17 protein-coding genes are annotated in these 24,187 nt (G+C 64.0%); 12 read left to right on the top strand and 5 right to left on the bottom strand.

Annotated features, from left to right (window positions below):
• The first annotated feature begins 33 nt into the window (after positions 1 to 33).
• From carA to ACWPWQ_RS06960, 5 genes are all read left to right on the top strand, one after another.
• Complete coding sequence (gene carA / locus ACWPWQ_RS06980; protein WP_025327392.1) at positions 34 to 1,170, top strand: glutamine-hydrolyzing carbamoyl-phosphate synthase small subunit; 1,137 nt, start codon at positions 34 to 36, stop codon at positions 1,168 to 1,170.
• 16 nt (positions 1,171 to 1,186) lie between these two features.
• Positions 1,187 to 4,411, top strand: a complete 3,225-nt coding sequence (gene carB, locus ACWPWQ_RS06975) for a carbamoyl-phosphate synthase large subunit (protein ID WP_454009385.1) — start codon at positions 1,187 to 1,189, stop codon at positions 4,409 to 4,411.
• Between the two features lie 522 nt (positions 4,412 to 4,933).
• Positions 4,934 to 6,592, top strand: a complete 1,659-nt coding sequence (leuA, locus tag ACWPWQ_RS06970) for a 2-isopropylmalate synthase (protein WP_202046061.1) — start codon at positions 4,934 to 4,936, stop codon at positions 6,590 to 6,592.
• A gap of 270 nt (positions 6,593 to 6,862) precedes the next feature.
• A complete protein-coding gene (locus tag ACWPWQ_RS06965) occupies positions 6,863 to 7,768 on the top strand; it encodes a GGDEF domain-containing protein (protein WP_454009384.1) in 906 nt (301 codons plus the stop codon).
• 148 nt (positions 7,769 to 7,916) lie between these two features.
• Complete coding sequence (locus ACWPWQ_RS06960) at positions 7,917 to 9,080, top strand: DUF1615 domain-containing protein (protein ID WP_454009383.1); 1,164 nt, start codon at positions 7,917 to 7,919, stop codon at positions 9,078 to 9,080.
• 240 nt (positions 9,081 to 9,320) lie between these two features.
• Here the strand turns inward: ACWPWQ_RS06960 and ACWPWQ_RS06955 are convergent, their stop codons facing one another.
• On the bottom strand, positions 9,321 to 9,875 hold the full coding sequence (locus ACWPWQ_RS06955; protein ID WP_404836691.1) for a DUF4256 domain-containing protein: 555 nt from the start codon (positions 9,873 to 9,875) through the stop codon (positions 9,321 to 9,323).
• Between the two features lie 28 nt (positions 9,876 to 9,903).
• On the bottom strand, positions 9,904 to 10,869 hold the full coding sequence (locus tag ACWPWQ_RS06950) for a hypothetical protein (protein ID WP_454009382.1): 966 nt from the start codon (positions 10,867 to 10,869) through the stop codon (positions 9,904 to 9,906).
• Between the two features lie 350 nt (positions 10,870 to 11,219).
• Here ACWPWQ_RS06950 and ACWPWQ_RS06945 point away from each other — a divergent pair, with 350 nt between their 5' ends.
• The 5 genes from ACWPWQ_RS06945 (at position 11,220) to ACWPWQ_RS06925 (ending at position 16,009) form a co-directional block, all read left to right on the top strand.
• Entirely contained in the window at positions 11,220 to 11,870 is a 651-nt protein-coding gene (locus ACWPWQ_RS06945; protein ID WP_454009381.1) for a DedA family protein, read from the top strand.
• A gap of 268 nt (positions 11,871 to 12,138) precedes the next feature.
• Entirely contained in the window at positions 12,139 to 13,434 is a 1,296-nt protein-coding gene (locus ACWPWQ_RS06940; RefSeq protein WP_162519212.1) for a DEAD/DEAH box helicase, read from the top strand.
• A gap of 91 nt (positions 13,435 to 13,525) precedes the next feature.
• Positions 13,526 to 14,179: a DUF2913 family protein gene (locus ACWPWQ_RS06935; RefSeq protein WP_454009380.1), complete on the top strand. Its 654-nt coding sequence runs from the start codon at positions 13,526 to 13,528 to the stop codon at positions 14,177 to 14,179.
• Between the two features lie 310 nt (positions 14,180 to 14,489).
• Entirely contained in the window at positions 14,490 to 15,530 is a 1,041-nt protein-coding gene (locus tag ACWPWQ_RS06930; RefSeq protein ID WP_454009379.1) for a M35 family metallo-endopeptidase, read from the top strand.
• Positions 15,531 to 15,574: 44 nt separating this feature from the next.
• On the top strand, positions 15,575 to 16,009 hold the full coding sequence (locus ACWPWQ_RS06925; protein WP_454009378.1) for a protease: 435 nt from the start codon (positions 15,575 to 15,577) through the stop codon (positions 16,007 to 16,009).
• On the opposite strand, the gene ACWPWQ_RS06920 is transcribed toward ACWPWQ_RS06925, so the two are convergent.
• Positions 16,006 to 16,986 carry a questin oxidase family protein gene (locus tag ACWPWQ_RS06920; RefSeq protein ID WP_454009377.1) on the bottom strand — a complete coding sequence of 327 codons (981 nt, stop codon included), beginning with the start codon at positions 16,984 to 16,986 and terminating at the stop codon, positions 16,006 to 16,008. The genes ACWPWQ_RS06925 and ACWPWQ_RS06920 overlap by 4 nt on opposite strands.
• 72 nt (positions 16,987 to 17,058) lie before the next feature.
• On the opposite strand from ACWPWQ_RS06920, the gene soxR reads away from it, so the two are divergent.
• Both soxR and ACWPWQ_RS06910 read left to right on the top strand, forming a co-directional pair.
• Entirely contained in the window at positions 17,059 to 17,517 is a 459-nt protein-coding gene (gene soxR / locus ACWPWQ_RS06915) for a redox-sensitive transcriptional activator SoxR (protein ID WP_454009376.1), read from the top strand.
• Between the two features lie 56 nt (positions 17,518 to 17,573).
• Positions 17,574 to 18,152 carry an O-methyltransferase gene (locus ACWPWQ_RS06910; RefSeq protein ID WP_454009375.1) on the top strand — a complete coding sequence of 193 codons (579 nt, stop codon included), beginning with the start codon at positions 17,574 to 17,576 and terminating at the stop codon, positions 18,150 to 18,152.
• A gap of 80 nt (positions 18,153 to 18,232) precedes the next feature.
• On the opposite strand, the gene ACWPWQ_RS06905 is transcribed toward ACWPWQ_RS06910, so the two are convergent.
• Both ACWPWQ_RS06905 and gltB read right to left on the bottom strand, forming a co-directional pair.
• Positions 18,233 to 19,648, bottom strand: coding sequence for an FAD-dependent oxidoreductase (locus ACWPWQ_RS06905; protein ID WP_265436280.1), 1,416 nt, complete (start codon positions 19,646 to 19,648; stop codon positions 18,233 to 18,235).
• Positions 19,649 to 19,660: 12 nt separating this feature from the next.
• Positions 19,661 to 24,118, bottom strand: a complete 4,458-nt coding sequence (gltB, locus tag ACWPWQ_RS06900; protein ID WP_454009374.1) for a glutamate synthase large subunit — start codon at positions 24,116 to 24,118, stop codon at positions 19,661 to 19,663.
• Positions 24,119 to 24,187 lie beyond the last annotated feature (69 nt).

Here is a 24,187-nt window from a genome sequence, read left to right as displayed (position 1 = left end):
GCTGAATTTAAAGCTAAATAACTGGAGGTTGTCTTGAATCACACTGCATTGCTAGTGCTGGAAGATGGAACTGTGTTCAAAGGCGTGTCGATAGGCGCCGAGGGATGTTCCGTTGGTGAAGTGGTTTTCAATACGTCGATGACGGGCTATCAGGAAATCCTCACCGATCCCTCTTATTCCCGTCAGATAGTCACCCTCACTTACCCCCATATAGGCAACACCGGCACCAACAGCGAAGATGAAGAGTCCAGTCAAATCCACGCGCAGGGATTGATCATCCGGGACCTTCCGATACTTGCCTCCAATTTCCGCAATCAGCAATCCCTCTCCGATTACCTCAAGTCCCACAACATCGTTGGCATCGCCGACATCGACACCCGCAAACTGACCCGCATCCTGCGGGAGAAGGGTGCCCAGGCCGGTTGCATCCTGGCCGGCAAGCAGCTCGATGAAGCCCATGCCCTGAGCCAGGCCCGCGCCTTCCCCGGTCTGAAGGGGATGGATCTGGCCAAGGAAGTGACTGTGTCTGAGGCCTACGCCTGGACCGAAGGGAGCTGGCAGCTCGGCAAGGGGCACGTCACCCCGGCGGCCGACGAGCTCAAGTACCACGTGGTGGCCTATGACTTTGGCGTCAAGCGCAACATCCTGCGCATGCTGGTGGACCGTGGCTGCCGCCTGACCGTGGTGCCGGCCAAGACCCCGGCCGCCGAGGTGCTGGCGATGAACCCGGATGGCATCTTCCTCTCCAACGGCCCCGGTGACCCCGAGCCGTGCGACTACGCCATCGAGGCCATCAAGACCTTCCTCGGCACCAACACCCCGGTGTTCGGTATCTGCCTGGGTCACCAGCTGCTGGGTCTGGCCTCCGGCGCCAAGACAGTCAAGATGAAGTTCGGTCACCACGGTGCCAACCACCCGGTGAAGAGCCTGGACGACAACACAGTGATGATCACCGCCCAGAACCACGGCTTTGCGGTGGACGAGAACAGCCTGCCGGAGTGCCTGCGTGCCACCCACGTCTCCCTGTTCGACGGGTCGCTCCAGGGCATCCACCGCACCGATCGCCCGGCCTTCAGCTTCCAGGGTCACCCCGAAGCGAGCCCGGGCCCCCACGATTGTGCCGGTCTGTTCGACCACTTTATTGAATTGATTAAGCAGTATCGCGCCTAAGAGGATAAAGAGAGCCATGCCAAAACGTAACGACCTACAGAGCATCCTGATCCTCGGCGCCGGCCCCATCGTCATCGGTCAGGCCTGCGAATTCGACTACTCCGGCGCCCAGGCCTGCAAGGCTCTGCGCGAGGAGGGATACCGCGTCATCCTGGTGAACTCCAACCCGGCCACCATCATGACCGACCCCGAGATGGCGGACGCCACCTACATCGAGCCCATCACCTGGGAAGTGGTGCGCGAGATCATCAAGAAAGAGCGTCCGGATGCCGTGCTGCCCACCATGGGTGGCCAGACCGCGCTCAACTGCGCGCTGGATCTGGAGAAGCACGGCGTGCTGGCCGAGTTCGGTGTGGAGATGATAGGTGCCACCGCCGATGCCATCGACAAGGCGGAAGATCGTCGTCGCTTCGACATCGCCATGAAGAGCATCGGTCTCGAGTGCCCGCGCGCCGGCATCGCCCACAACATGGAAGAGGCGTGGGGCGTGCAGCAGATGGTCGGCTTCCCCTGCATCATCCGTCCCTCCTTTACTATGGGCGGCTCAGGTGGCGGTATCGCCTACAACACCGAAGAGTTCGTCGAGATCTGCGAGCGCGGCCTGGATCTCTCCCCGACCAAGGAGCTGCTCATCGATGAGTCCCTGATCGGCTGGAAAGAGTACGAGATGGAAGTGGTGCGGGATCGCAACGACAACTGCATCATCGTCTGCGCCATCGAGAACTTCGACCCCATGGGCATCCACACCGGTGACTCCATCACGGTCGCGCCAGCCCAAACGCTGACCGACAAGGAGTACCAGCTGATGCGCAACGCCTCCATGGCGGTGCTGCGCGAGATCGGCGTCGAGACCGGCGGCTCCAACGTCCAGTTCGGCATCAATCCCAAAGATGGCCGCATGGTCATCATCGAGATGAACCCGCGGGTCTCCCGCTCCTCCGCGCTCGCCTCCAAGGCGACCGGTTTCCCCATCGCCAAGATCGCCGCCAAGCTCGCCATCGGTTACACCCTGGACGAGCTGATGAACGACATCACCGGCGGTCGTACCCCGGCCTCCTTCGAGCCGGCCATCGACTACGTGGTCACCAAGATCCCGCGCTTCAACTTCGAGAAGTTTGCCGGTGCCAACGACCGTCTCACCACCCAGATGAAGTCCGTGGGTGAAGTGATGGCAATTGGCCGCAACTTCCAGGAGTCCCTGCACAAGGCGCTGCGCAGCCTCGAGACCGGCAAGACCGGCTTCGACCCCATGGTGGATCTCAATACCCCCGACTCCCTGACCCGCATCCGCCACGAGCTGCAGGATGCCGGTTGTGACCGGATCTGGTACATCGCCGATGCGTTCCGCGCCGGTCTCTCCATGGACGGCATCTTCAAGCTGACCAAGATTGACCCCTGGTTCCTGGTGCAGATTGAAGAGCTGGTGAAGCTGGAAGAGCAGGTGAAAGAGCGCGGCATGGCTGGCCTGGACGCCGACTTCCTGCGCACCCTGAAGCGCAAGGGCTTCGCCGACGCCCGTCTGGCCAAGATCCTCGGCGTGGCCGAGGGCGAGGTGCGCAAGGCCCGTGCCCGCCACAACATCTTCCCGGTCTACAAGCGGGTCGATACCTGCGCCGCCGAGTTTGCCACCAACACCGCCTACATGTACTCCAGCTATGACGAAGAGTGCGAAGCGGCGCCGACCAATCGCGACAAGATCATGATCATCGGCGGCGGCCCGAACCGCATCGGTCAGGGCATCGAGTTCGACTACTGCTGCGTGCACGCGGCCCTGGCTCTGCGCGAAGACGGTTACGAGACCATCATGGTCAACTGCAACCCGGAGACCGTCTCCACCGACTACGACACCTCCGACCGTCTCTACTTCGAGCCGGTGACCCTGGAAGACGTGCTGGAAATCGTGCGGGTCGAGCAGCCCAAGGGCGTCATCGTCCAGTACGGCGGCCAGACCCCGCTCAAGCTTGCCCGTGCCCTGGAAGCGAACGGCGTGCCTGTCATCGGCACCAGCCCGGACGCCATCGACCGTGCCGAAGACCGCGAGCGCTTCCAGTCCGCCGTCGAGCGCCTCGGCCTCAAGCAGCCGGAAAACGGCACCGTCACTGCCCTGGAGCAGGCGGTGCAGGTCGCCGCCCGCATCACCTACCCGCTGGTGGTTCGCCCCTCCTACGTGCTGGGTGGCCGCGCCATGGAAATCGTCTATGACGAGCAGGATCTGCGCCGCTACTTCGCGGAAGCCGTGAGCGTCTCCAACGAGTCGCCGGTACTGCTGGACCGCTTCCTGGACGACGCCACCGAGGTGGACGTGGACGCCATCTGTGACGGCGTGGACGTGGTCATCGGCGGCATCATGGAGCACATCGAGCAGGCCGGTATCCACTCCGGTGACTCCGCCTGCTCCCTGCCGCCCTACACCCTGTCCAAGGCCATCCAGGACGAGATGCGCGAGCAGGTACGCAAGCTGGCCCTGGAGCTCGGCGTGGTCGGCCTGATGAACGTGCAGTTCGCGGTCAAGGACAACGAGATCTACCTCATCGAGGTGAACCCCCGTGCCGCCCGGACCGTGCCCTTCGTCTCCAAGGCCACAGGCGCGCCGCTGGCAAAGATCGCCGCCCGGGTCATGGCCGGTCAGAGCCTGCAGGATCAAGGTTTCACCACCGAGATCATCCCGCCCTACTACTCGGTCAAAGAAGTGGTGCTGCCGTTTGCCAAGTTCCCGGGTGTCGACCCGCTGCTGGGGCCGGAAATGCGCTCTACCGGCGAGGTGATGGGGGTGGGCAGCAGCTTCGCCGAGGCCTATGCCAAGGCACAGCTGGGTGCCGGCCACCAGGTGCCGAGCGAAGGCCGCGCCCTGCTCTCCGTGCGCCACGGCGACAAGGAGCGGGTGGTCAACCTGGCCGCCAAGCTGCTGGAGCTGGGTTATGACCTCGATGCCACCCACGGCACCGCGGTGACCTTAGGTGAGGCGAGCATCAACCCGCGTCTGGTGAACAAGGTGCATGAAGGCCGTCCGCACATTCTGGATCGCATCAAGAATGGCGAGTACACCTACATAGTGAACACCGCCGAGGGCCGTCAGGCGATTCAGGATTCCAAGCAGCTGCGCCGCGGCGCCCTGCAGCACAAGGTGGCCTACACCACCACGCTGCACGCGGCCTTCGCCACCTGCATGGCCATCAGCGTCGATGCCACCGCCAACGTGAACTCGGTGCAGGAGCTGCACCACAAGGTCAAGCACCGCTAAGGTGCGCGCGGACAGGGCGGCTTCCTGCCCTGGATGCAAGCCTGACAACACCCCGCCAGCGATGGCGGGGTGTTTCTTTTGGCGGGGGCGGCGGATCCCGGGCGCATCGGTTCCTCATGCACGGGGTGGCGTAAACAGCGAGAAGCAAGGGTGATTAACACCCTTAAATTGGCTTAATGCAATCATAAGTTGCCTATTTTGTGCCATTGACAACAATCTTCGCAATCACTCACCCCGAACGCCTCCCTATACTGGTTTCTCATCACATGCGTGAGCAAACAAGGTCGTCCGCACCGGCAAGCATTCAGTGCCAGAGGGTTGCGAGAGGATCAGGGCCAGCGTTATCGCGCCAGCCTGGCAGGCCCCTTCCACCGATAGGGACCAATGGAAACCGGCTGTGGGGTTACCGCCGCACCGCCAGTCAGGGTCAGCGTTATCGCGCCAGCCCGCTCCCCTCCTTGCCCCCTCTGTTACCTGCCCGGTCGCCTGGCGCCTCAGCATATCTGCCAAGGGAATCTGAATATGAGCTTCGATCATCGCAAATACCGCCCGGCCCCCGTCATCGCTCTGGCGGACCGTCAATGGCCCAACCGGGTGCTTGAGCGTGCGCCGCTCTGGTGCGCCGTGGATCTGCGGGACGGCAACCAGGCGCTGGTCGAGCCCATGACGGTGGCCCAGAAGCTGCAGATGTGGGCGCTGATGGTGCACATCGGCTTCAAGCACATCGAGGTGGGCTTCCCCGCCGCCTCCCAGCCGGATTTCGACTTCGTGCGCGAACTCATCGAGCGCAATCTCATTCCCGACGACGTCACCATCCAGGTACTGGTGCAGGCCCGGGAAGATCTCATCGCCCGCACCTTCGAATCCCTCAAGGGGGCCAAGCGGGCCATCGTCCACGTCTACAACTCGGTCAACCCGACCCAGCGCAACTATGTGTTCAACTCAGGAAGGGAAGGGGTCAAGGCCATCGCGGTGCAGGGGGCGCGCTGGGTACGGGAGTATGCGGCCCGCAACCCCGGCACCGAGTGGAGCTTCCAGTACTCCCCCGAGAGCTTCAGCAGCACAGAGGTGGAGTTTGCGGTGGAGGTGTGCGACGCGGTGATCGACCAGTGGCGATCGGCCTGCCGCCCCATGATCCTCAACCTCCCCGCCACCGTGGAGGTGAGCACCCCCAACGTGTTTGCGGATCAGGTGGAGTGGTTCTGCCGCCACTTGAAGGCGCGCCCCGAGGTGAGCATCTCCATCCACACCCACAACGATCGGGGCTGCGGGGTGGCCGCCGCCGAGCTGGCGGTGCTGGCGGGAGCGGATCGCATCGAGGGCACCCTGCTTGGCAACGGCGAGCGCACCGGCAACATGGACATAGTCACCATGGCCATGAACCTCTACAGCCAGGGCATAGATCCCGAGCTGGATCTCTCTGACATGGACGCCATAGTCGCGACCGTGGGAGCCTGCACCCAGATAGCGCTGCACCCGCGCCACCCCTATGCCGGCGAGCTGGTCTACACGGCGTTCTCCGGCAGCCACCAGGACGCCATCCGCAAGTCCCTGGCGGCCGAGAAGCCCGATGCCTATTGGGATGTGGCCTATCTGCCGATCGATCCTGCCGATCTTGGCCGCAGCTACGAGGCGGTGATCCGCATCAACAGCCAGTCCGGCAAGGGAGGGGTCACCTATCTGCTGGAGCGCGACCTTGGCCTGCAACTGCCGCGCTGGTTGCAAATCGACTTCAGCCGCCGGGTTCAGGCCCAGGCCGAGGCGAGCAGCAGCGAAATCAGCCCGGAGCAGATCCGCGCCCTGTTCGAGCAGCACTACCTCGAGCCGCTCCACGGTTATCGCATCGGCCGCTTCCAGCTCGGCCACGACAGCCAGGAGACCTTGCGCCTCGAGCTGCAGACCCCGGACGGCAGCTTGCAGCTCTGCGGTGAGGGGGAGGGGGCCATCACGGCCCTGGTCAACGGCTGGGAGCGCCAGACCGGCATGCACATAGACGTGCTGGACTACTCCGAACATGCCTTAAGCGCCGGCACCGAATCCCGCGCCGCCGCCTATGTGCTGCTGAGCGTCGACGGTACCCGGATGTGTGGGGTGGCCATAGGCCGTGACGTGGTCAACGCCTCCTTGCAGGCGGTGATCAATGGCGCCGCCCAGATCCGCGCCCTGCGCCAGAGTGCCTGAGGGGCGGGCGTGACTAGGATGAGGCCAGCCCCGTGAAGGACGCCCTCCACACCGCCTGTGCCGGGGGTTAGCCGTCGGTCACAGGGCGGCGCACAGCGTAAATTGACACCAGGATCCCTTCACCAATGTGGTGAGGGGATTGTTTTTTATGGAAAAGTCGGTTCACAATACGAGCGCCGCGCAACCAGGATTGGCCTTGCGGTTCATCGGGAGCTGGCGGCTGGGTGCAGCCGTCTGGGACAGAGGAAGTGCAGGTTTGGAGCCATAACAATGATGAAGACTCCCCCCAGGTTATCCGTACACCCCGCCCGGTTCTTCTCGCTCTCCCCTGGTCGCCGCCTCGCCCTGCTGATCCTGCCCTGCCTGTTGCTGCTGACGGGGGGCCTGGATGCCGCGAGCTTCGCGCGCCTGCCCGAACATCACCTCTACACCATCGGCGCCCTGGCCGAGGCCATCAACGTGCTGACCCTGCTGTTCATGTTCTGGGTGGTGCAGTGTGCCCAGATCTCGAACCGCACCTACCTGTTTCTCTGCGCCGGTCTGGGAGGCTGGCTGGTATCGGGGACCATAGATCTGGTGGACGAGGCCTACTTCCAGCCCTGGTGGCTCTCCACCGTCGAGGACAGCCTGCGCACCCTCGGCATGCTGGCCACGGCCTGGGGCGTGCTGCTGATGGTGCAACAGATGTATGGCGTCCAGACCCGGCTGGCCTCGCTCGCCATGTCCGACGAACTGACGGGTCTCTCCAATCGCCGCGCGTTTCGCGCAGTGCTGGAGGCCCATCTGGATCAGGGGACGCCGTTGCTGCTGCTGGATCTCGATCACTTCAAGCAGATCAACGATCGCTACGGCCACGGCATAGGTGACAATGTGCTGCAGGAGTTCAGCGCCTTGCTGTGTCAGCACTGCCCGCCGGATGGGGTGGTGGCGCGCCTGGGAGGCGAGGAGTTCGCCATCTGGCTGCCCGGCATGCTGAGCGACAAGGCCCGGGCGCTGGCGGAGCAGATAAGAGCCGCCACCGAGGCCCTGGTCGCCTGCGAGGAGGTGAGGTTCACCGTGAGCATCGCCGTCGGCATCGGTCAGGCGGGGGAGACGGTCGAGACGCTGGTCAAGCGCACCGATCTCGCGCTCTACCGGGCCAAGCACCTGGGGCGCAACCGGGTCGAGCTGGCGTGATGACGCCAGGGGGTGCCGCAGCGCTGGGCCCCGGCCGTCCTGCTGCCTTCAGATTGCCCGCGCCATCCACTACAATGACCACCTGTTTGCATTCGGGGCCCCTTATCCGGGATGAGGGGCCCGCACCCGCACTTTATCGGAAGCCCTCATGATCCCCTCTCACCCCTTATCCTTCGCCCCCTGGCGCCTCTGTGCACTGCTGGCTGCCGCCGTGCTGGCGGGCTGTGCCAGTGAACCGACCGCTCCTACAGCCGAGGAGGCCGCTGTCATCGCCAAGCAACCCAGGGCCATGCAGCCGCGCAAGCCTGCGGACATGAAGAGCCGCATAGTGCGCTTTCTGCCGCGCCAGGTACAAGACAAGCCGGGCTGGGCCAACGACGTGGTGACGGCGCTCAGCACCCAGGGGCTGACGGTGAGCGATCACAATGTCTGCTCGGTGCTGGCGGTGGCGGAGCAGGAGGCCACCTATCAGGCGGATCCCGTGGTGCCCGGCCTTGGCAAGATAGCCTGGAAGGAGATCAATGCCCGGGCGGCCAAGCTGCTCATCCCCGAGTTCGTGGTACGCACCGCCCTCTCCATCAAGTCCCCTACTGGCAAATCCTACGCCGCGCGCATCGATGCCCTTCGCACCGAGCGGGAGATGAGCGAGATCTTCGAGGACATGATAGGGGCCGTGCCCATGGGCAGGCAGCTCTTTGGCAACCTCAATCCGGTGCGCACCGGGGGCCCCATGCAGGTGAGCATCGCCTTCGCCGAGGCCAATGCCCGCAGCTACCCCTATCCGGTCAAGGAGTCCATCCGCCACGAGGTGTTCACCCGTCGCGGCGGCATCTGGTTTGGCACCAAACACATCTTCGGCTATCCCGCCGACTACCCGGACACCCTCTACCGTTTTGCCGACTTCAATGCGGGTTGGTATGCGAGCCGCAACGCCGCCTTCCAGGCCGCGGTGAGCCGGGTCAGCGGCAAGCCCCTGGCCCTGGACGGGGATCTGGTCCGCTACGACTCCGACCTGCCCGGCAAGACCGAGCTCGCGGTGCACAGCATCGCCAGCCGCATCAACATGAGCAAGCAGGCTATCCACCAGAGCCTGCTCAAGGGGGACAGTGCCGACTTTGCCCAGACCGACCTCTATCATCGGGTCTTTACCCTGGCCGACAAGCAGGCGGGCAAGCGCCAACCCCGCGCCGTGCTGCCCGGCATCCAGCTGAAAAGCCCCAAGATCACCCGAAACCTCACCACCGCCTGGTTCGCCAAGCGGGTGGATGACAGGGAGCAGGCCTGCGTCAGAAAGATGGCGACCATTCGCTGACAATCAGAGAGAACAAGGGCGGCCAATGGGCCGCCCTTTTTCGTGATTGAAAGTCGTCGCCAAACTGTTTGTGCGGTGATTGAGTACCGGTGGATGGGTTTTCTAGGGAGGGAGTCTGATGCTCACACCGAGATGATGCCCTGGTATTTGGGGAAGCGGTTGCATCCCCAAAACCGGTTCCCCTTGTTGTCCCCTTTACCCGCCGTGCGCAACACCAAGGCACCACAGCATCTGGAATGCCTAGACCCGCAGGCTGCCGCGAAAGCCCCTGGCGGCATAGTAGGACTGGGCGCCATTGTGGTAGAGGAAGACGCTGTCGTAGCGGCGATCGCAGAACAGGGCTCCTCCGAGTTCCCTTATCGCCTCTGGGGTCTCGATCCAGCTCGATGTCTTGGCATCGAAGCAGCCGAGCGTCTGAAGCGCTCGATACTCGGCTTCCGTCAGCAACGTGATGCCCATCTGCTCGGCCATCTCGGTCGCAGAGCCCGCCGGCCTGTTCTCCTTCCTGGATTCCAGCGCGGCGTTGTCATAGCAGAGGCTTCGGCGCCCGGTTGGGCTCTCGGCGCTGCAGTCACAGAAGATGAACTGCCCGGTCCGCGTGTCCTGGCCGATGACATCGGGTTCACCGCCGCTGCGCTCCATCTCGTGGAGCGAGGGCAACGACTGAGGGTTGGCGTCCAGCCTGGCGCGTACCTTTGACCAGGGGAGCCCCTCGTGACGCTGCGGGTGCTGTTCAAAGCGGGCCTGCAAGGTGACGAGCAGGTGGTCAATCTGCTCCTGGGTCAGGTTCATCATGCTGTCTCCTTCGCGGGATCCTGCGCCATTAGAAACTCATCGCCAGCCCGATGGAGTAGCCGCTGGTGTTGTGGCTGAACATATAGCGGGCCACCAGCCGGGTGCGGGTGATAAAGATGTCGTACTTGCTGCTGTCTAGCTCTAGGCCAAGGCCCAGGGAGTTGAGGCTGTTGAAGCCGAGCAGGCCGCGCTGCTCTCCCAGGTATTCGGTTCTGGCCCCCTCCAGCACATAGCGCAGCGGGCGATCCAGCAGGGTCCAGGTGAAGAGCGGAGCCCGGCGCCGCAGGTAGAGCCCGAGGTTCTCCGCCTCGGCCTGCCCCGTGATGCTGTCGGCGGTGCCGGTGAAGCTCTGCAGATGCTGATAGGAGTAGCGCAGCTCGACATCGATGTCCTGTGGCTTGGAGAAGAGCTCGTAGTCGAGCATCAGGGATCCCCCCAGGCCATACACATTGAGCCGGCCGCCGTCGAGGAAGTCGAGGTTCCTGCCCGTCCTGTACTGGAGCAAGGCGGCACCGATGCGCAGATCGCTCGCCACCGTGCCCAGGGTGAAGTTGGCGATGGGGCGCAGCACCAGGTTGCCGCCAAAGCGGTCGCGGTGCAGGCTGAAGTCCCAGCCGATGCCGCCGGTGGCGCTCAGGCTGTTCCATTTGGTGGGGATGGTGCGGCTCTCGTTGCCGTCGGTAAAGACGAACTGGGGATCGTAGCGGCTGTAGCCCAGGGTGCCCTCCAGATAGATGGGGAAGCCCTCGCTCATGGTGGCGCCGCCGCCGAGCTGGGTGATGGTCAGGGCCGAGCTTTCGTTGGTGCCGCCCCCTATGTCCAGGTTGCTGGCGGTGATGTCCGGCACCACAGTGAAGCTCATCAGGGAGACGACCGCATTGGCCCGCTGCTGAACGAGGGCCCCGTCATTGGCCTGGGCGGTCTGGCTGAAGAGTCCGAGCCCGCTCAGCAGAAGCATGCCTGCATGAAGATGAGAAGAGGGGAGATGCGCCATACCTAGCTCCATGGACCTCCTCGTCCACTGAGGAGTCCTTACACTGTAACGGTTTTCTACCGTCATGGCAGCCCGCCTTGGCGCCAACTGACTATATTCTTTGCCATTTTACGGCGCAGACCCGAGGGGGCTCTGGTGGCGAGACAACCTTGCCGCCAGCGCACCGGGTTGCCGGTGCCGGATGACGGCGTATCCACATAAATGGCAGACATTAATTTATTGTTCAGTTCCCCGGGTGTATAACGGGCCTCCCGCAGGAATTTATGGGGGTGGTACCAGGGAGGGGTGGCCAGACCGGGCCTTTGGGCCGTCATGACGGATGCGCATTACGATGATGGGAGTCATACCAGATGCAGGACATGCTGCTTGCCATATGGCATCAGGACTTTGAGCAATTAATACAACTGCAGGCGGTCGGTCTGCTCGTCACCTGTCTGGTGGTGATCCTCTTTCTGGAATCGAGCTTCGTCTTTTTGCCGCTGCCGGGGGACAGCCTGGTGCTGCTGGCCGGTGGTCTGGTGGGCATGGGAGTGCTCGGGCCCGAAGTGGTGTTCCTCTATCTGCCCCTGGCCGCCGGCATCGGCAGCGTGATGGCGTATTGGCAGGGCCATGCGCTCCACGGCACCCGCTTCATGGGCCAGGTGGAGCGGGTGATCCCGGAAGGCAGCCTGCCCCGCGCCTCCCGGCAGCTCGATCGCTATGGCTTCTGGGCCATGTTCGTCTCCCGTTTCATCCCCTTCGTCAGGGTGCTGACGCCCATGCTGATGGGGATCTCCCGCCTGAACCTGCTGCGGGTGGCCATGAGCAGCTTTGCCAGCGCCTTCCTCTGGGCCCTGGCCCTCAGCATGGTCGGCAAGTTCATGATGGCGACGCCGCTGCTGGCTGACCACCATGAACTGTTGACCAAGTGCCTGCTGGTGACCTCCTTAGCCCTCTTCGTCATCGCCGTGGCCGCCATCGGCATGCGGCTGTTCAGGCGCTCGGCCAAGAGAGCGCGCTGAGTTGAGAGGGGGACGGGCCTGCCGCCCGTCCCTTGTTCCCGAGCCACCCGGTCAGGCGGCTCGCCCCGGTGGCGTAAAAATACAGGCCATTTGAGGCGGAAATCCTGATGCCTATCTGTTACACTTCGCGCCCGCCATTTTCCGGCTCATCTTCTGACGTCATGTCAGACCCAGCCGTCCTTGGCCCCAAGCCTCGCCGAGGCCGTGCCACACGCCGGCCCAGGCCACTTAAGCCAACTACAGCTCAGCTGGAACACAGGAACCCATTATGAGATTTGAATCGTTCGATTTTGCCCCCGAGATTTTGCGTGCCGTCTCAGAGTGCGGTTATCAGGAGATGACCCCTGTGCAGCAGCAGGCGATCCCGACCATTCGCCGTGGCAGCGACGTGCTGGCCAGCGCCCAGACCGGGACCGGCAAGACGGCGGCCTTTGCGCTGCCCATATTGCAACGTCTGGTGGATAACCCGGCCCCGGCCCAGCCTTCCAACGCCCGGGTGCTGATCCTGACCCCGACCCGCGAGCTGGCCGCCCAGGTGGCGAGCAACATCAACGACTTCGCCAAGTATCTGGACATCAGCGTGCTGACCCTGGTCGGCGGTGGCAAGCAGGATGTGCAGGCCCGCAAACTCAAGGCCGGTGCGCACATCATAGTGGCGACCCCGGGCCGCCTGCTCGAGCACCTGACCGCCTGCAACCTCAGCCTCTCCGGTGTCGAGACCCTGGTGCTGGACGAAGCGGATCGCATCCTCGACATGGGCTTCAGCGCAGATGTGCAGCAGATCCTGCAGGCTGTGAGCAAGACCCGTCAGAACCTGCTGTTCTCCGCCACCTTCTCCGACGCCGTGAAGAAGCTGGCCAACCTGATGCTGGACAGGCCGCAAATCATCAGCGTCAACAAGCAGAACTCCACCGCCGACACCGTCAGCCACACCGTCTATCCGGTGGAGCAGAAGCGCAAGCGCGAGCTGCTCTCCGAGCTCATCGGCAAGCAGAACTGGCAACAGGTGCTGGTGTTCGCCAGTACCCGCGAGAGCTGTGACGTGCTGGTGGAAGAGCTGAACCTCGACGGCATCAAGTCCGCCGTGGTCCATGGCGAGAAGGCCCAGGGCAGCCGTCGCCGCGCCCTGCGCGAGTTTATGGAAGGCAAGGTGCGGGTGCTGGTGGCCACCGAAGTGGCCGCCCGTGGTCTGGACATCCCGGATCTGCAGTACGTGGTCAACTACGATCTGCCCTTCCTGGCGGAAGATTACGTTCACCGCATCGGCCGCACCGGCCGCGCCGGCAAGAGCGGCATGGCCGTCTCCTTCGTCAGCCGCGAGGAGGAGCGCACCCTGCTGGAGATCGAGGCGCTGATCGGCCAGAAGATCCGCCGCATCATGGTGCCGGGCTACGAGGTGAGCAGCCGTGACGAGCTGATCAAGCAGTTGCAGGAGCGTCGCCGCTTCGGCAAGCGCCCGCAGCGGGAAGACAACGCCGCCGCCCAGGTGATGGCCGAGGCCAAGCTGCAGGGCCAGCGTCTCAAGCGTCTGGCGGCCGCCAAGAAGCCTCGCCAGTCGAAGTAAGCGGACAAGATGATGCAGGGGAGCCTTGGCTCCCGACTCAAGGCGCCGTTGGCGCCTTGATGCTGTTTACCGATCACCCAGAGGACGTGCGATGACCCCGCCAGTCAAGAACCCGCAAGATTACAATGAGGCCCTGCTCGACATGGCCACCCAGAGCCTGGCCGAGCTGGCCCGCACCGCAGAGCAGAAGGCGGGCAAGCGTACCCCGGCGCAAGAGAGCCACTTCCTCTGCACCTGGATGGCGGACTCCCTCAAGGAGAAACGCTTCTCCCGTCTGGTGATGGAGGACTTGAAAGCCTGGGTGCAGCTGGGTCGCACCCTGGGGGCCGGGGCCGATCTCAAGGGACTGCTGTCGCGCATCGTCTGCCAGTATGGCCGGGCCATGGCCGAGCCCGGGCAGTTGGGCGCCAGGCTCGCCACCCTGGTCGCCGAGCTGGAGAGCGCGGGTTGGCTGGTGTTTACCGACAGCGAACTGAGCACCAAGCAGCGGCTGCTGAGCCAGGGCCAGTCCAGCCTGGTCATCTCCGCCAGCGAGTATCTGGGCCATATCGAGGGGGGGGAGCTGGTGAAGCCTCTTACCCTCTATGTGCGCGGGGATGAAAAACAGCTGGCCGAGGCGGCCTTCAAGCTGGGGTTGCTGCTGAGCCAGGGTGACAAGAAGAGCACCCTGGTCAAGCACCACAAGGCCTACCGTCTGGTGCCGGGCAATGCCCAGCCCGCCCTGGCGCTCCTGGCCGAGGGCTGAGCCTGATCTGAGCCCTGACGCTCATGCTTCTTTCATTACCCCGGCCCAGTGCCGGGGTTTTTGATGGCCTGCCGCCAGCGGGACAGGCCATGACGGCAGGATGAGCGACGGGAAGGGGGCCCGTTCCGGTGTGCTGCCTCGGCTATTTTTGTCGCAATTGAATGGTTTGTCCGGCCGTCCCCCTCTGATGGGGGACGTCACCCATATGGTGAGATGGTGACGCAGACGTTCTGCTCTAGGGTGGTTTGGCCCCAAAGAGGGCCATATGGAAGCAAACCGCCTGATGGCGCTACTCAATGAATGAGGAAACATGATGAAAGCAACCCCCCTTGCCCTGCTGCTGACCAGCGTGCTGGCCTCTCCGCTCTGCGCCGCCGGGCTCGATGCCAGGCTCACCCTGGTGGATGGCAGCACCGACGATGTGCGGGTCAACCTGACCCTGACCAACACGGGTGACAAGCCCATCCGCCTGCTCAAGTGGCAGCTGCCGGGCAGCGAAGATGCCCCTCTGTTCCTTGTGGAGCGCGACGGCGAGAAGGTCGGCTACGAGGGGGCCCTGATCAAGCGGGCGGCGCCAACCGACAAGGACTTCCAGTTGCTCAAGGCTGGCCAGAGCCTGACGCTGCAGGCGGAGGTTTCCGGTCTCTACGACATGAGCGCCCAGGGCCAGTACAGCATCCGTTACCGGTTACCGACGCTGCCACAGGAGGCGAAGGCCGCCAAGGCCAAGCAGGCCCAGGGGAGCGAATCCAATGTCGTGACCCTGTGGGTAGAAGGGGTGGCTGACGAGCGGGTACTCGCCAAGGCGGCGGTGGCCGAGCCCCAGGCGGTGACCGCCTCGGTCAGCTTCAGCGGCCGCTGCAGCAACACCCAGAAGAGCGACATCCTCACCGCGCTCGATGCCGCCAGCGGCATCACCAACAACTCCAGCAGCTATCTGGCGGTGGACAAGCCCGATGGCCAGCGTTACCGCAGCTGGTTTGGCGCCTATGACACCTCTCGCTGGAACCAGGCCGAGACCCACTTCAGCAAGATCAAGGATGCCATCGACAACAAGCCGCTCACCTTCGACTGCGGCTGCAAGCAGAGCTACTTTGCCTACGTCTATCCGGATCAGCCCTACAAGGTCTACCTGTGCAAGAGCTTCTGGACGGCGCCCGTCACCGGGACAGATTCCCGCGCCGGCACCATAGTCCACGAGCTGAGCCACTTCAACGTGGTGGCGGGCACCGACGATCTGGGTTACGGTCAGGCCAATGCCCGCAATCTGGCGAGCACGGACCCGGTCAAGGCGCTGAACAACGCCGACAACCACGAGTACTTCGCCGAGAATACCCCGAGCGAAAACTGAGTCGTAAGCAGGGGCCGGATGGCCCCTTTTTTGACGGAGGCACCATGATGACACTCTTGCTCACCACCCTGGCGCTGGCCCCCTTGCAGTGCGAACTGTCGGTCAGCGCCGAGAGCGGGGTGAACGAGCCACTGCCGCTGGTGATGACCTTGACCAACAAGGGGGAGGGGCCACTCGAGGTATTGACCTGGTTCACCCCCTTCGAGGGGTGGTTTGCCGATGCCATCGACCTCACCCGAGATGGCAGGCCGTTGCCTTACCGGGGACCGCTTGCCAAGCGTGGCGCGCCCGGTGATGGCGACTTCCTCCTGCTGGGACCGGGGGAGCAGAGCCATGCCGATGCGGATCTGGCGCAGGCCTACGATCTGTCGCAGCCGGGCAGCTACCGGCTCAGCTACCGTGTCCAGCCGCTGGGGCTGACCCGGGGGCTGGCGCCCAGCTGTCCCGCCATCGATTTTATCCGGGTAGTAGCGCCTTAGGGGCGTTGAGGGCGAGACGCCGCGTCCAGCAACCCCACCGCGCGGGCGGCGACCGCCAGATAATGGGGTGAGTGGGCCTGCTCTCGCCAGCAACAGTGCACCAGCTTGATCACATGGTCGTCCAGGCTCTCGATTGCCCGCGGCAGCACCTGTGCCCAATCCAGCCCGGTCGTATCCGGCCAGCGCTGGGCCTGCAACCTGGGAGCCCCGACGGTGATGTAGGCGGCGGCCACCGCCTGCCACATCAGGCTCTGCCAGGGCGCTTTGAGCGCCGCTGGCAGGTGGCGCGCGACGATGGCGGCGGCCCGGCTGCCGGTCACCAGATGCAAGACGGTGAAGTTGCCGGTCTGCCAGTAGAGGGGCAGGGCGGCCTCGGCCAGCTGTGCCAGCACATCTTCCCCGTCATCGAGGCTTTGCGGCAGCGTGTCCGGCCAGCGGGGATCGGCCGCCACCTGCCGCAGGCGGGCGGTGATCCACTCTCCCTCCCAGCGCGACCCCTCCCAATGGGCCGCCAGCCCCGCCAGCAGGCGAGTGACGTCCCGGCAGGGGGCCCCCGTTCCGGCAGGCAGGATCAGCGCCTTGCACTGCCAGGCGGCCAGCGCCGCCGCCTGCTCCCCCAAGTGGCCGTTTTCCAGCGCACAGGTGAAGCGGATGAGGGGATGAAAGGCGCCGCCTGCCGGGGAGAAACGCTGCGCCAGCAGCTCTTCGAAGCATGGCAGCCAGCCCTCTTCGGCGAATCGGGCCAGCAGTTGCTGGCGCAGTGCCACGAAGCGGGTCTCCTCCTCTTCGCCCTGGTTGTTCTCCCCGGCGGGCAAGGCTTGAGTGGTCTGCCAATGGGTAAAGAAGTGCTGCAACTGCCGGGGGCTGGCCCCCATCTCGTGCAGGGCGTGCAACGCCATGGGGCAGTGGTTGGTGGTGCCGCGACCATTGAGGGCGAAGGTCTGGTTGGCATCGAGCAGGGCGTAGAGATGATCCATTAGCGTTTGACTCCTTTTGTCGGGGGAGACAGGATTATGCAAGTTAAAGTTAACTTGAGATCAAGGACGAAGATGGATCGCAAATGGCTGGCCATAGGCCAGATAGCCAAACGTGCCGGTGTGAACGCCAGCGCCCTGCGCTTCTACGAGCAGAAGGGGCTGATCCAGAGCCTGCGCAGCGAAGGCGGCCGGCGTCTCTACCCCCAGGATGTGCTGCGGCGCATCGCCTTTATCCGGGTGGCGCAAGGGATGGGCCTCACCCTCGACGAAATAGCGGCGGCCCTCAGCGGGTTACCCGATGGCCGCACGCCGGATCGCGGCGACTGGGAGCGGATCGCCGGTCAGTGGCAAGTGCTGCTGGACAGCCGCATAGCCGCCCTGCAACTGATGAGGCGCAAGCTCACTGCCTGCATCGGTTGTGGCTGTCTGTCGCTGGAGCACTGCGCCCTCTACAACCCGGAGGACAGGGCTGCGGGCCAGGGAAGCGGCCCTCGTTACTTGCTGGGGGATCTGCCCCCCGCCACCGATTGAACCGCGCAGGCCATGGGCAGTGCCGGGTCAGCCTGGATGACTCTCAAGGAGGAAACATGGATCTGGAACAACTCAAACGGGAGCTGGAGCGCTTTGGCGAACAGCATGACGAGGCGCAGCCATCCCGGGGCTGCAAGATGCTCAACATCACCCGTGACACCGGCGAACTGCTGGCGCTGCTGGTGCAGACGAGGGGCGCGCAGGCGGTGCTTGAGATAGGGACTTCAAACGGTTACTCCACCCTCTGGCTGGCGGAGGCGGTGAAGAGACTGGATGGCCGGGTCACCACCATAGAGCGGGATGAGAAGAAGATCTCTCTGGCAGAGACCAACTTTCAGCGTGCGGGACTGAGCTCCTGGATCACCCTGCTGGCGGGGGAGGCCGGCAGCCTGTTCCCCAGCCTGCCGACGGCGGGTTATCAGCTCATCTTTCTGGACTCCGATCGCCAGCACTATCAGGGATGGTGGCCCGAAATACGGCGCCTGCTTGCCCCTCGCGGCCTGCTGGTGGTGGACAATGCCATCTCCCATGAGAGCGAGATGAGGGACTGGATGGCGCAGGTGAGGCGCGATCCCGATTTTCTGACCTCGCTGGTGCCGGTGGGCAAGGGTGAGTTTCTGGTGGTGAGATGCTAGGGCGCATCACCGAGAGTCAGGCATAAAAAAACAGCCCCGCATTGGCGGGGCTGTCTGTTTGGGGAGACTCGGTCGGCAGCTTACACCGACAAATAGTCCATGATCCCCTCGGCGGCCTTGCGACCCTCGTAGATGGCGGTCACCACCAGATCCGAACCGCGCACCGCGTCGCCACCGGCAAACACCTTGGGATTGCTGGTCTGGAAGGCATGTTCAGCCTGCTCGGGGGCCTTGATGCGATCCCGGCTGTCGAGCTCGATACCGTGATCACGCATCCAGGGCTGGGGGTTGGGCTGGAAGCCGAAGGCCATCACCACAGCATCGGCGGCCAGCACCTGTTCGGAGCCCTCGACCACCACGGGATTGCGACGGCCGTTGGCATCCGGGGCGCCAAGCTCTGTGCTCACCACCTTGATGCCGCAGGTGCGGCCCTGGGCGTCCAGCTCCACGCCGATGGGCTGGAGGTTGAACATAAATTCCACCCCTTCCTCCTGGGCGTTCTTCACCTCCCGCTTGGAGCCCGGCATGTTCTCGGCATCGCGGCGGTAGGCACAGATCACCCGATCGGCCCCCTGGCGGATGGCGGTGCGCACGCAGTCCATGGCGGTATCGCCGCCGCCGAGCACCACCACCTGCTTGCCGGCGAAGTCGATGTAATCGCTCTGCGCCTTCTCGAAGCCCAGCAAGCGGTTCGCGTTGGAGATGAGGTAGGGCAGGGCGTCATAGACACCCGGCGCCTCTTCGTTGGCAAAGCCGCCCTTCATGTACTTGTAGGTGCCGACCCCGAGGAAGACCGCATCGAACTCACCGAGCAGGTCGGCGAAGGTGACGTCACGGCCCACTTCGGTCTCGAGACGGAACTCCACCCCCATCCCCTCGAAGATCTCGCGACGGCGCTGCATCACCTCTTTCTCCAGCTTGAAGGAGGGGATGCCGAAGGTCAGCAGACCGCCGATCTCCGGGTACTTGTCGAACACCACAGGGGTGACGCCGTTGCGCGCCAGCACATCTGCACAGGCGAGGCCAGCGGGGCCGGCGCCGATGACGGCGACCCGCTTGCCGGTCTTCACCACCTTGGAGAGATCCGGGCGCCAGCCCATCTCGAACGCCTTGTCGGTGATGTATTTTTCGATGTTGCCTATGGTCACGGCACCGAAGCGATCGTTCAGGGTGCAGGCACCCTCACAGAGTCTGTCTTGCGGGCAGACGCGACCGCACACCTCCGGCAGGCTGTTGGTCTGGTGGGAGAGCTCCACTGCCTCCAGGATGCGACCCTCGTTGGCCAGTTTCAGCCAGTTGGGGATGTAGTTGTGCACCGGGCACTTCCACTCGCAATAGGGGTTGCCGCAGTCGAGGCAGCGATCCGCCTGCATGCCGACCTGGGCCTGGTTGAAGGGCTCGTAGATCTCCACAAACTGGATCTTGCGGATCTTGAGCGGCTTCTTGGGCGGGTCGACCCGCTGGACATCGATAAACTGGAATACGTTCTGGCTCATAGGGTTCCCTCCTTATTGCGCCTGGATTCTGAGTTCTGCACTAGAGCGGCTGGTGTGACCAAGCAGGGACTTGACGTCGCTGGACTTGGGCTTGATCAGCCTGAACTTGGGCACATAGGAGTCGAAGTTGGCCAGGATCTCCTCGGCGCGCGAGCTGCCTGTCTCGTTGAGGTGCGCCGTGATGATGCCGCGCAGGTGCTCCTGGTGGATGGCAAGGTCAGCCACGTCCAGCAGTTCTACCAGCTCGGGGTTGGTACGCTTGGCAAAGTTGCCGCACTCGTCCAGCACGTAGGCAAAGCCCCCAGTCATGCCGGCTGCGAAGTTGACGCCAGTGGTACCGAGTATGGTCACAATACCGCCTGTCATGTATTCACAGCCGTTGTCGCCAATCCCCTCGACGACCGCGAGGGCCCCGGAGTTGCGCACCGCGAAGCGCTCGCCCGCGGTGCCTGCAGCGTAGAGCTTGCCGCCGGTGGCGCCATAGAGGCAGGTGTTGCCTATGATGGCCGCCTCGTGGGACTTGAACGCCACGCCGACGTGGGGTTTGACCACCAGCTTGCCGCCTGTCATCCCCTTGCCCACGTAGTCGTTGGCATCACCCGTGAGTATCATCTCGAGGCCGCCAGCGTTCCAGACGCCGAAGCTCTGGCCTGCGGTGCCGTTGAAGTGGACCCGTACCGGATCGGCGGCCATGCCCTGGTTGCCGTGACGTTTGACTATCTCGCCGGAGAGGCGCGCACCCACCGAGCGGTCGGTGTTGCGGATGTCGTAGCGGAACTCGCCACCGCTCATGTTCTCTACCGCCTCCAGCAGGTCGTCCACCATCTTGAGGTTCAGCGGCCCCTTGTCGAAGGTGGGGTTGTGCTGCTGGCTGAACAGGCTGGAGCCTGCCGGTGCCACAGGGCTTGCCAGGATGCCGGAGAGATCCAGCTTGGCCTGACGGGCGGTGAGGCCGGGCAGGGCTTCCAGCAGATCGGTACGACCGATGAGGTCGGTCAGCTGGGTGACGCCGAGCTCTGCCATCAGCTCGCGGGTCTCTTCGGCGATGAACTTGAAGTAGTTCATCACCATCTCCGGCAGGCCGGTGAAGTGCTCGCGGCGCAGCTTCTCATCCTGGGTGGCGACGCCGGTGGCGCAGTTGTTCAGGTGGCAGATGCGCAGGTATTTGCAGCCGAGCGCCACCATGGGGCCGGTGCCAAAACCGAAGCTCTCGGCGCCGAGGATGGCCGCCTTGATGATGTCCAGACCGGTCTTGAGACCGCCGTCCACCTGCAACCGCACCTTGTGGCGCAGGCCGTTGGCGACCAGGGCCTGCTGGGTCTCGGCAAGCCCCAGCTCCCAGGGGGAGCCGGCGTATTTGACCGAGGTGAGGGGGCTGGCACCTGTGCCGCCGTCGTAGCCGGAGACGGTGATGAAGTCCGCATAGGCCTTGGCCACGCCGCAGGCGATGGTGCCGACGCCGGGCTCGGAGACCAGCTTGACCGACACCAGGCAGTCCGGGTTGATCTGCTTGATGTCGAAGATGAGCTGGGCCAGATCCTCGATGGAGTAGATGTCGTGGTGGGGCGGCGGGGAGATCAGGGTCACGCCGGGCACGGAATAGCGCAGCTTGGCTATCTGGGCCGTCACCTTGTCACCGGGCAGCTGGCCACCCTCGCCGGGCTTGGCGCCCTGGGCCACCTTGATCTGGACCACATCGGCGTTCATCAGGTAGTGGGGGGTGACGCCAAAGCGCCCCGAGGCTACCTGCTTGATACGGGAGTTCTTCTCGGTGCCGAAGCGCTTGGGATCTTCACCGCCTTCGCCCGAGTTGCTCTGACCGCCAAGGCGGTTCATGGCAACCGCCAGCGCCTCGTGAGCCTCGGGGCCGAGGGCGCCGATGGACATGGCGGCGGAGTCGAAGCGGGGGAACAGCTTGGCCGCGGGCTCAACCTGCTCCAGCGCAACCGGGGTGGTGCCCTGCTTGAGGACGAGCAGATCGCGCAGGGTGGCGACGGGGCGCTCGTTCACCAGGCGGGAGTACTCCTTGTAATCGGCGTAGTTGCCGGAGCGCACCGCCACCTGCAGGGTCTGCACCACATCCGGGTTGTAGGTATGGTACTCGCCGCCGTGGACGAATTTCAGCAGCCCGCCCTGGGTCAGCGGCTTGCGACCGAGCCAGGCCTGGCGCGCCAGATTGACCTGATCCTGTTGGATGTCGGTGAAATCGGCCCCCTGAATGCGGCTGGATACGCCGCGGAAGCAGAGCTCGACCACGGAGCTGGACAGCCCCACGGCTTCGAACAGCTGGGAGCAGCGGTAGCTCGCCACAGTGCTGATGCCCATCTTGGACATCACCTTGTAGAGTCCCTTGTTGATGCCGTTGCGGTAGTTGAGCATGGCCTGGCGCAGGCTCATCTTCAGCACCCCTTCCTCGACCTGTTTGGCCAGGGTCTCGTAGGCGAGATAGGGGTAGATGGCGGTGGCGCCAAAGCCCAGCAGCACGGCGAAGTGGTGCGGGTCGCGCACGCTCGCTGTCTCCACCAGGATATTGGCGTCACAACGCAGGTTGTTGTCCACCAGGGTGCGCTGCACCGCCCCCACCGCCATGGCGGCCGGGATGGGCAGGGTGTCGGCACTGATGTCCCGATCAGAGAGCACCAGCAGCACTGTGCCATTGCGCGCCTTGTCGGCCGCGTCGGCACAGAGCCGCTCCAGGGCCGCCTGCAGCCCCTCTTCGGGCTGGTAGTTGAGGCTCAGCACTGCGTGACGGTAGTGCTCCCCTTCCAGTGCCAGCAGCTGGTGGAAGTCGGAGTAAAGCAGGATAGGCGACTGGAACAGCACCCGGTGGGCGTGGCCGAAGGTCTCGTTGAAGACGTTCTGCTCGCGGCCGATACAGGTGGCCAGCGACATCACGTGGTTTTCCCGCAGCGGATCGATGGGCGGGTTGGTCACCTGGGCGAACATCTGGCGGAAGTAGTCGTACAGGGTGCGCTGGCTGGAGGAGAGCACCGCCATCGGGGTGTCATCCCCCATGGAGCCCACCGCCTCCTGGCCGTTCTCGCCGAGCACGCGGATCACCTGATCCAGCTCCTCGTAGGAGTAGCCGAACAGTTTCTGATAGGTCTTGAGCTGATCGTCCGGGAGCTCGCGGGCGCCTGTGCTGGCGTCATCCATCTGCTCGAACGGCACCAGTCGCTTGCAGTGCTTGTCCATCCACTGCTTGTAGGTGTGACGGCTCTTGAGATCGTCGTCGATCTCGAAGCTGGTCCACACCTTGCCGTTGCTGGTATCCACCACGAACAGCTCCCCCGGGCCGACCCGGCCCTTCTCCAGCACTTCGTCCGGGGTGTAGTCCCAGGTGCCGACCTCGGATGCTAGGGTGATGAACTTGTCCTTGGTGATGACGTAGCGGGCCGGGCGCAGGCCGTTACGGTCCAGGGCGCAGGTGGCGTAGCGGCCGTCGGTCATGACGATGCCGGCCGGGCCGTCCCAGGGCTCCATGTGCATGGAGTTGAAGTCATAGAAGGCGCGCAGGTCGTCATCCATGTTCGGGTGCTTCTGCCATGCAGGCGGGATCAGCAGGCGCATGGCCCGGAACAGGTCCATGCCGCCGGCCAGGAAGAGATCCAGCATGTTGTCGAGGCTGGAAGAGTCCGACCCCGTGGTGTTGACGAAGGGGGCGGCCTCCTGCATATCGGGGATCAGCGGGGTGGCGAACTTGTAGCTGCGCGCCTTGGCCCACTGGCGGTTGCCGGCGATGGTGTTGATCTCGCCGTTGTGGGCGAGGTAGCGGAATGGCTGCGCCAGCGGCCAGCGCGGGCTGGTATTGGTGGAGAAACGCTGGTGGAACACGCAGATGGCGGCCTGCATGCGGATGTCGGCGAGATCCAGATAGAAGCGCGGCAAATCCACCGGCATGCACAGCCCTTTATAGACGGTGACCAGGTTGGAGAGGCTGACCACATAGAAGTAGTCGTCGCTGATGCGTTTCTCGATGCGGCGACGCACTATATAGAGGCGGCGCTCGAGATCCTTGTCGACCCAGCCGGGAGGCGCGTTGACAAAGACCTGTTCAATGCTTGGCAGGGACGCCTTGGCGATGGGACCGAGCACATTGGTATCGATGGGCACCTTGCGCCAACCGACCAGACTCAGGGTCTCTCTTTCCAGCTCCTCGTCGATGATGTCGCGGGTCTGCTGGGCCAATACGGGGTCCGGGTTGAGGAACAGCATGCCCACCGCATAGTTGCGGCCCAGGTGCCATCCCTTCTCTTCGGCGACAGCGCGATAGAAGCTGTCCGGTTTTTGCAGCAGCAGACCACAGCCATCGCCGGTCTTGCCGTCGGCGGAGATGCCGCCGCGGTGCTGCATGCGAGCCAAGGCTGACATCGCGAGACGGACAAGCTTGTGGCTGGCTTCCCCTTCCATGTGGGCCAACAGGCCGAAGCCACAGTTATCCCTCTCCAGCTTTGGATCATATAGTGACATTGCATTTCTCCCTTGCTCGGCCTTCCATCGCACTGTCATCAACAGATTGCATAAATTGCGATTGGCTCT

The organism is Aeromonas sp. Marseille-Q7275, assembly GCF_965119515.1.
Note: the sequence above shows the minus strand (reverse complement) of the source record. Positions and strands in the feature narration are given on the sequence as shown.

Bases quoted from the DNA above. Each gene is read 5' to 3' on its own strand.
- carB (WP_454009385.1), top strand. From the start codon at position 1,187: ATGCCAAAACGTAACGACCTACAGAGCATCCTGATCCTCGGCGCCGGC.
- leuA (WP_202046061.1), top strand. From the start codon at position 4,934: ATGAGCTTCGATCATCGCAAATACCGCCCGGCCCCCGTCATCGCTCTG.
- ACWPWQ_RS06965 (WP_454009384.1), top strand. From the start codon at position 6,863: ATGATGAAGACTCCCCCCAGGTTATCCGTACACCCCGCCCGGTTCTTC.
- ACWPWQ_RS06960 (WP_454009383.1), top strand. From the start codon at position 7,917: ATGATCCCCTCTCACCCCTTATCCTTCGCCCCCTGGCGCCTCTGTGCA.
- ACWPWQ_RS06955 (WP_404836691.1), bottom strand. From the start codon at position 9,875: ATGATGAACCTGACCCAGGAGCAGATTGACCACCTGCTCGTCACCTTG.
- ACWPWQ_RS06950 (WP_454009382.1), bottom strand. From the start codon at position 10,869: ATGGCGCATCTCCCCTCTTCTCATCTTCATGCAGGCATGCTTCTGCTG.
- ACWPWQ_RS06945 (WP_454009381.1), top strand. From the start codon at position 11,220: ATGCAGGACATGCTGCTTGCCATATGGCATCAGGACTTTGAGCAATTA.
- ACWPWQ_RS06940 (WP_162519212.1), top strand. From the start codon at position 12,139: ATGAGATTTGAATCGTTCGATTTTGCCCCCGAGATTTTGCGTGCCGTC.
- ACWPWQ_RS06935 (WP_454009380.1), top strand. From the start codon at position 13,526: ATGACCCCGCCAGTCAAGAACCCGCAAGATTACAATGAGGCCCTGCTC.
- ACWPWQ_RS06930 (WP_454009379.1), top strand. From the start codon at position 14,490: ATGATGAAAGCAACCCCCCTTGCCCTGCTGCTGACCAGCGTGCTGGCC.
- ACWPWQ_RS06925 (WP_454009378.1), top strand. From the start codon at position 15,575: ATGATGACACTCTTGCTCACCACCCTGGCGCTGGCCCCCTTGCAGTGC.
- ACWPWQ_RS06920 (WP_454009377.1), bottom strand. From the start codon at position 16,986: ATGGATCATCTCTACGCCCTGCTCGATGCCAACCAGACCTTCGCCCTC.
- soxR (WP_454009376.1), top strand. From the start codon at position 17,059: ATGGATCGCAAATGGCTGGCCATAGGCCAGATAGCCAAACGTGCCGGT.
- ACWPWQ_RS06910 (WP_454009375.1), top strand. From the start codon at position 17,574: ATGGATCTGGAACAACTCAAACGGGAGCTGGAGCGCTTTGGCGAACAG.
- ACWPWQ_RS06905 (WP_265436280.1), bottom strand. From the start codon at position 19,648: ATGAGCCAGAACGTATTCCAGTTTATCGATGTCCAGCGGGTCGACCCG.
- gltB (WP_454009374.1), bottom strand. From the start codon at position 24,118: ATGTCACTATATGATCCAAAGCTGGAGAGGGATAACTGTGGCTTCGGC.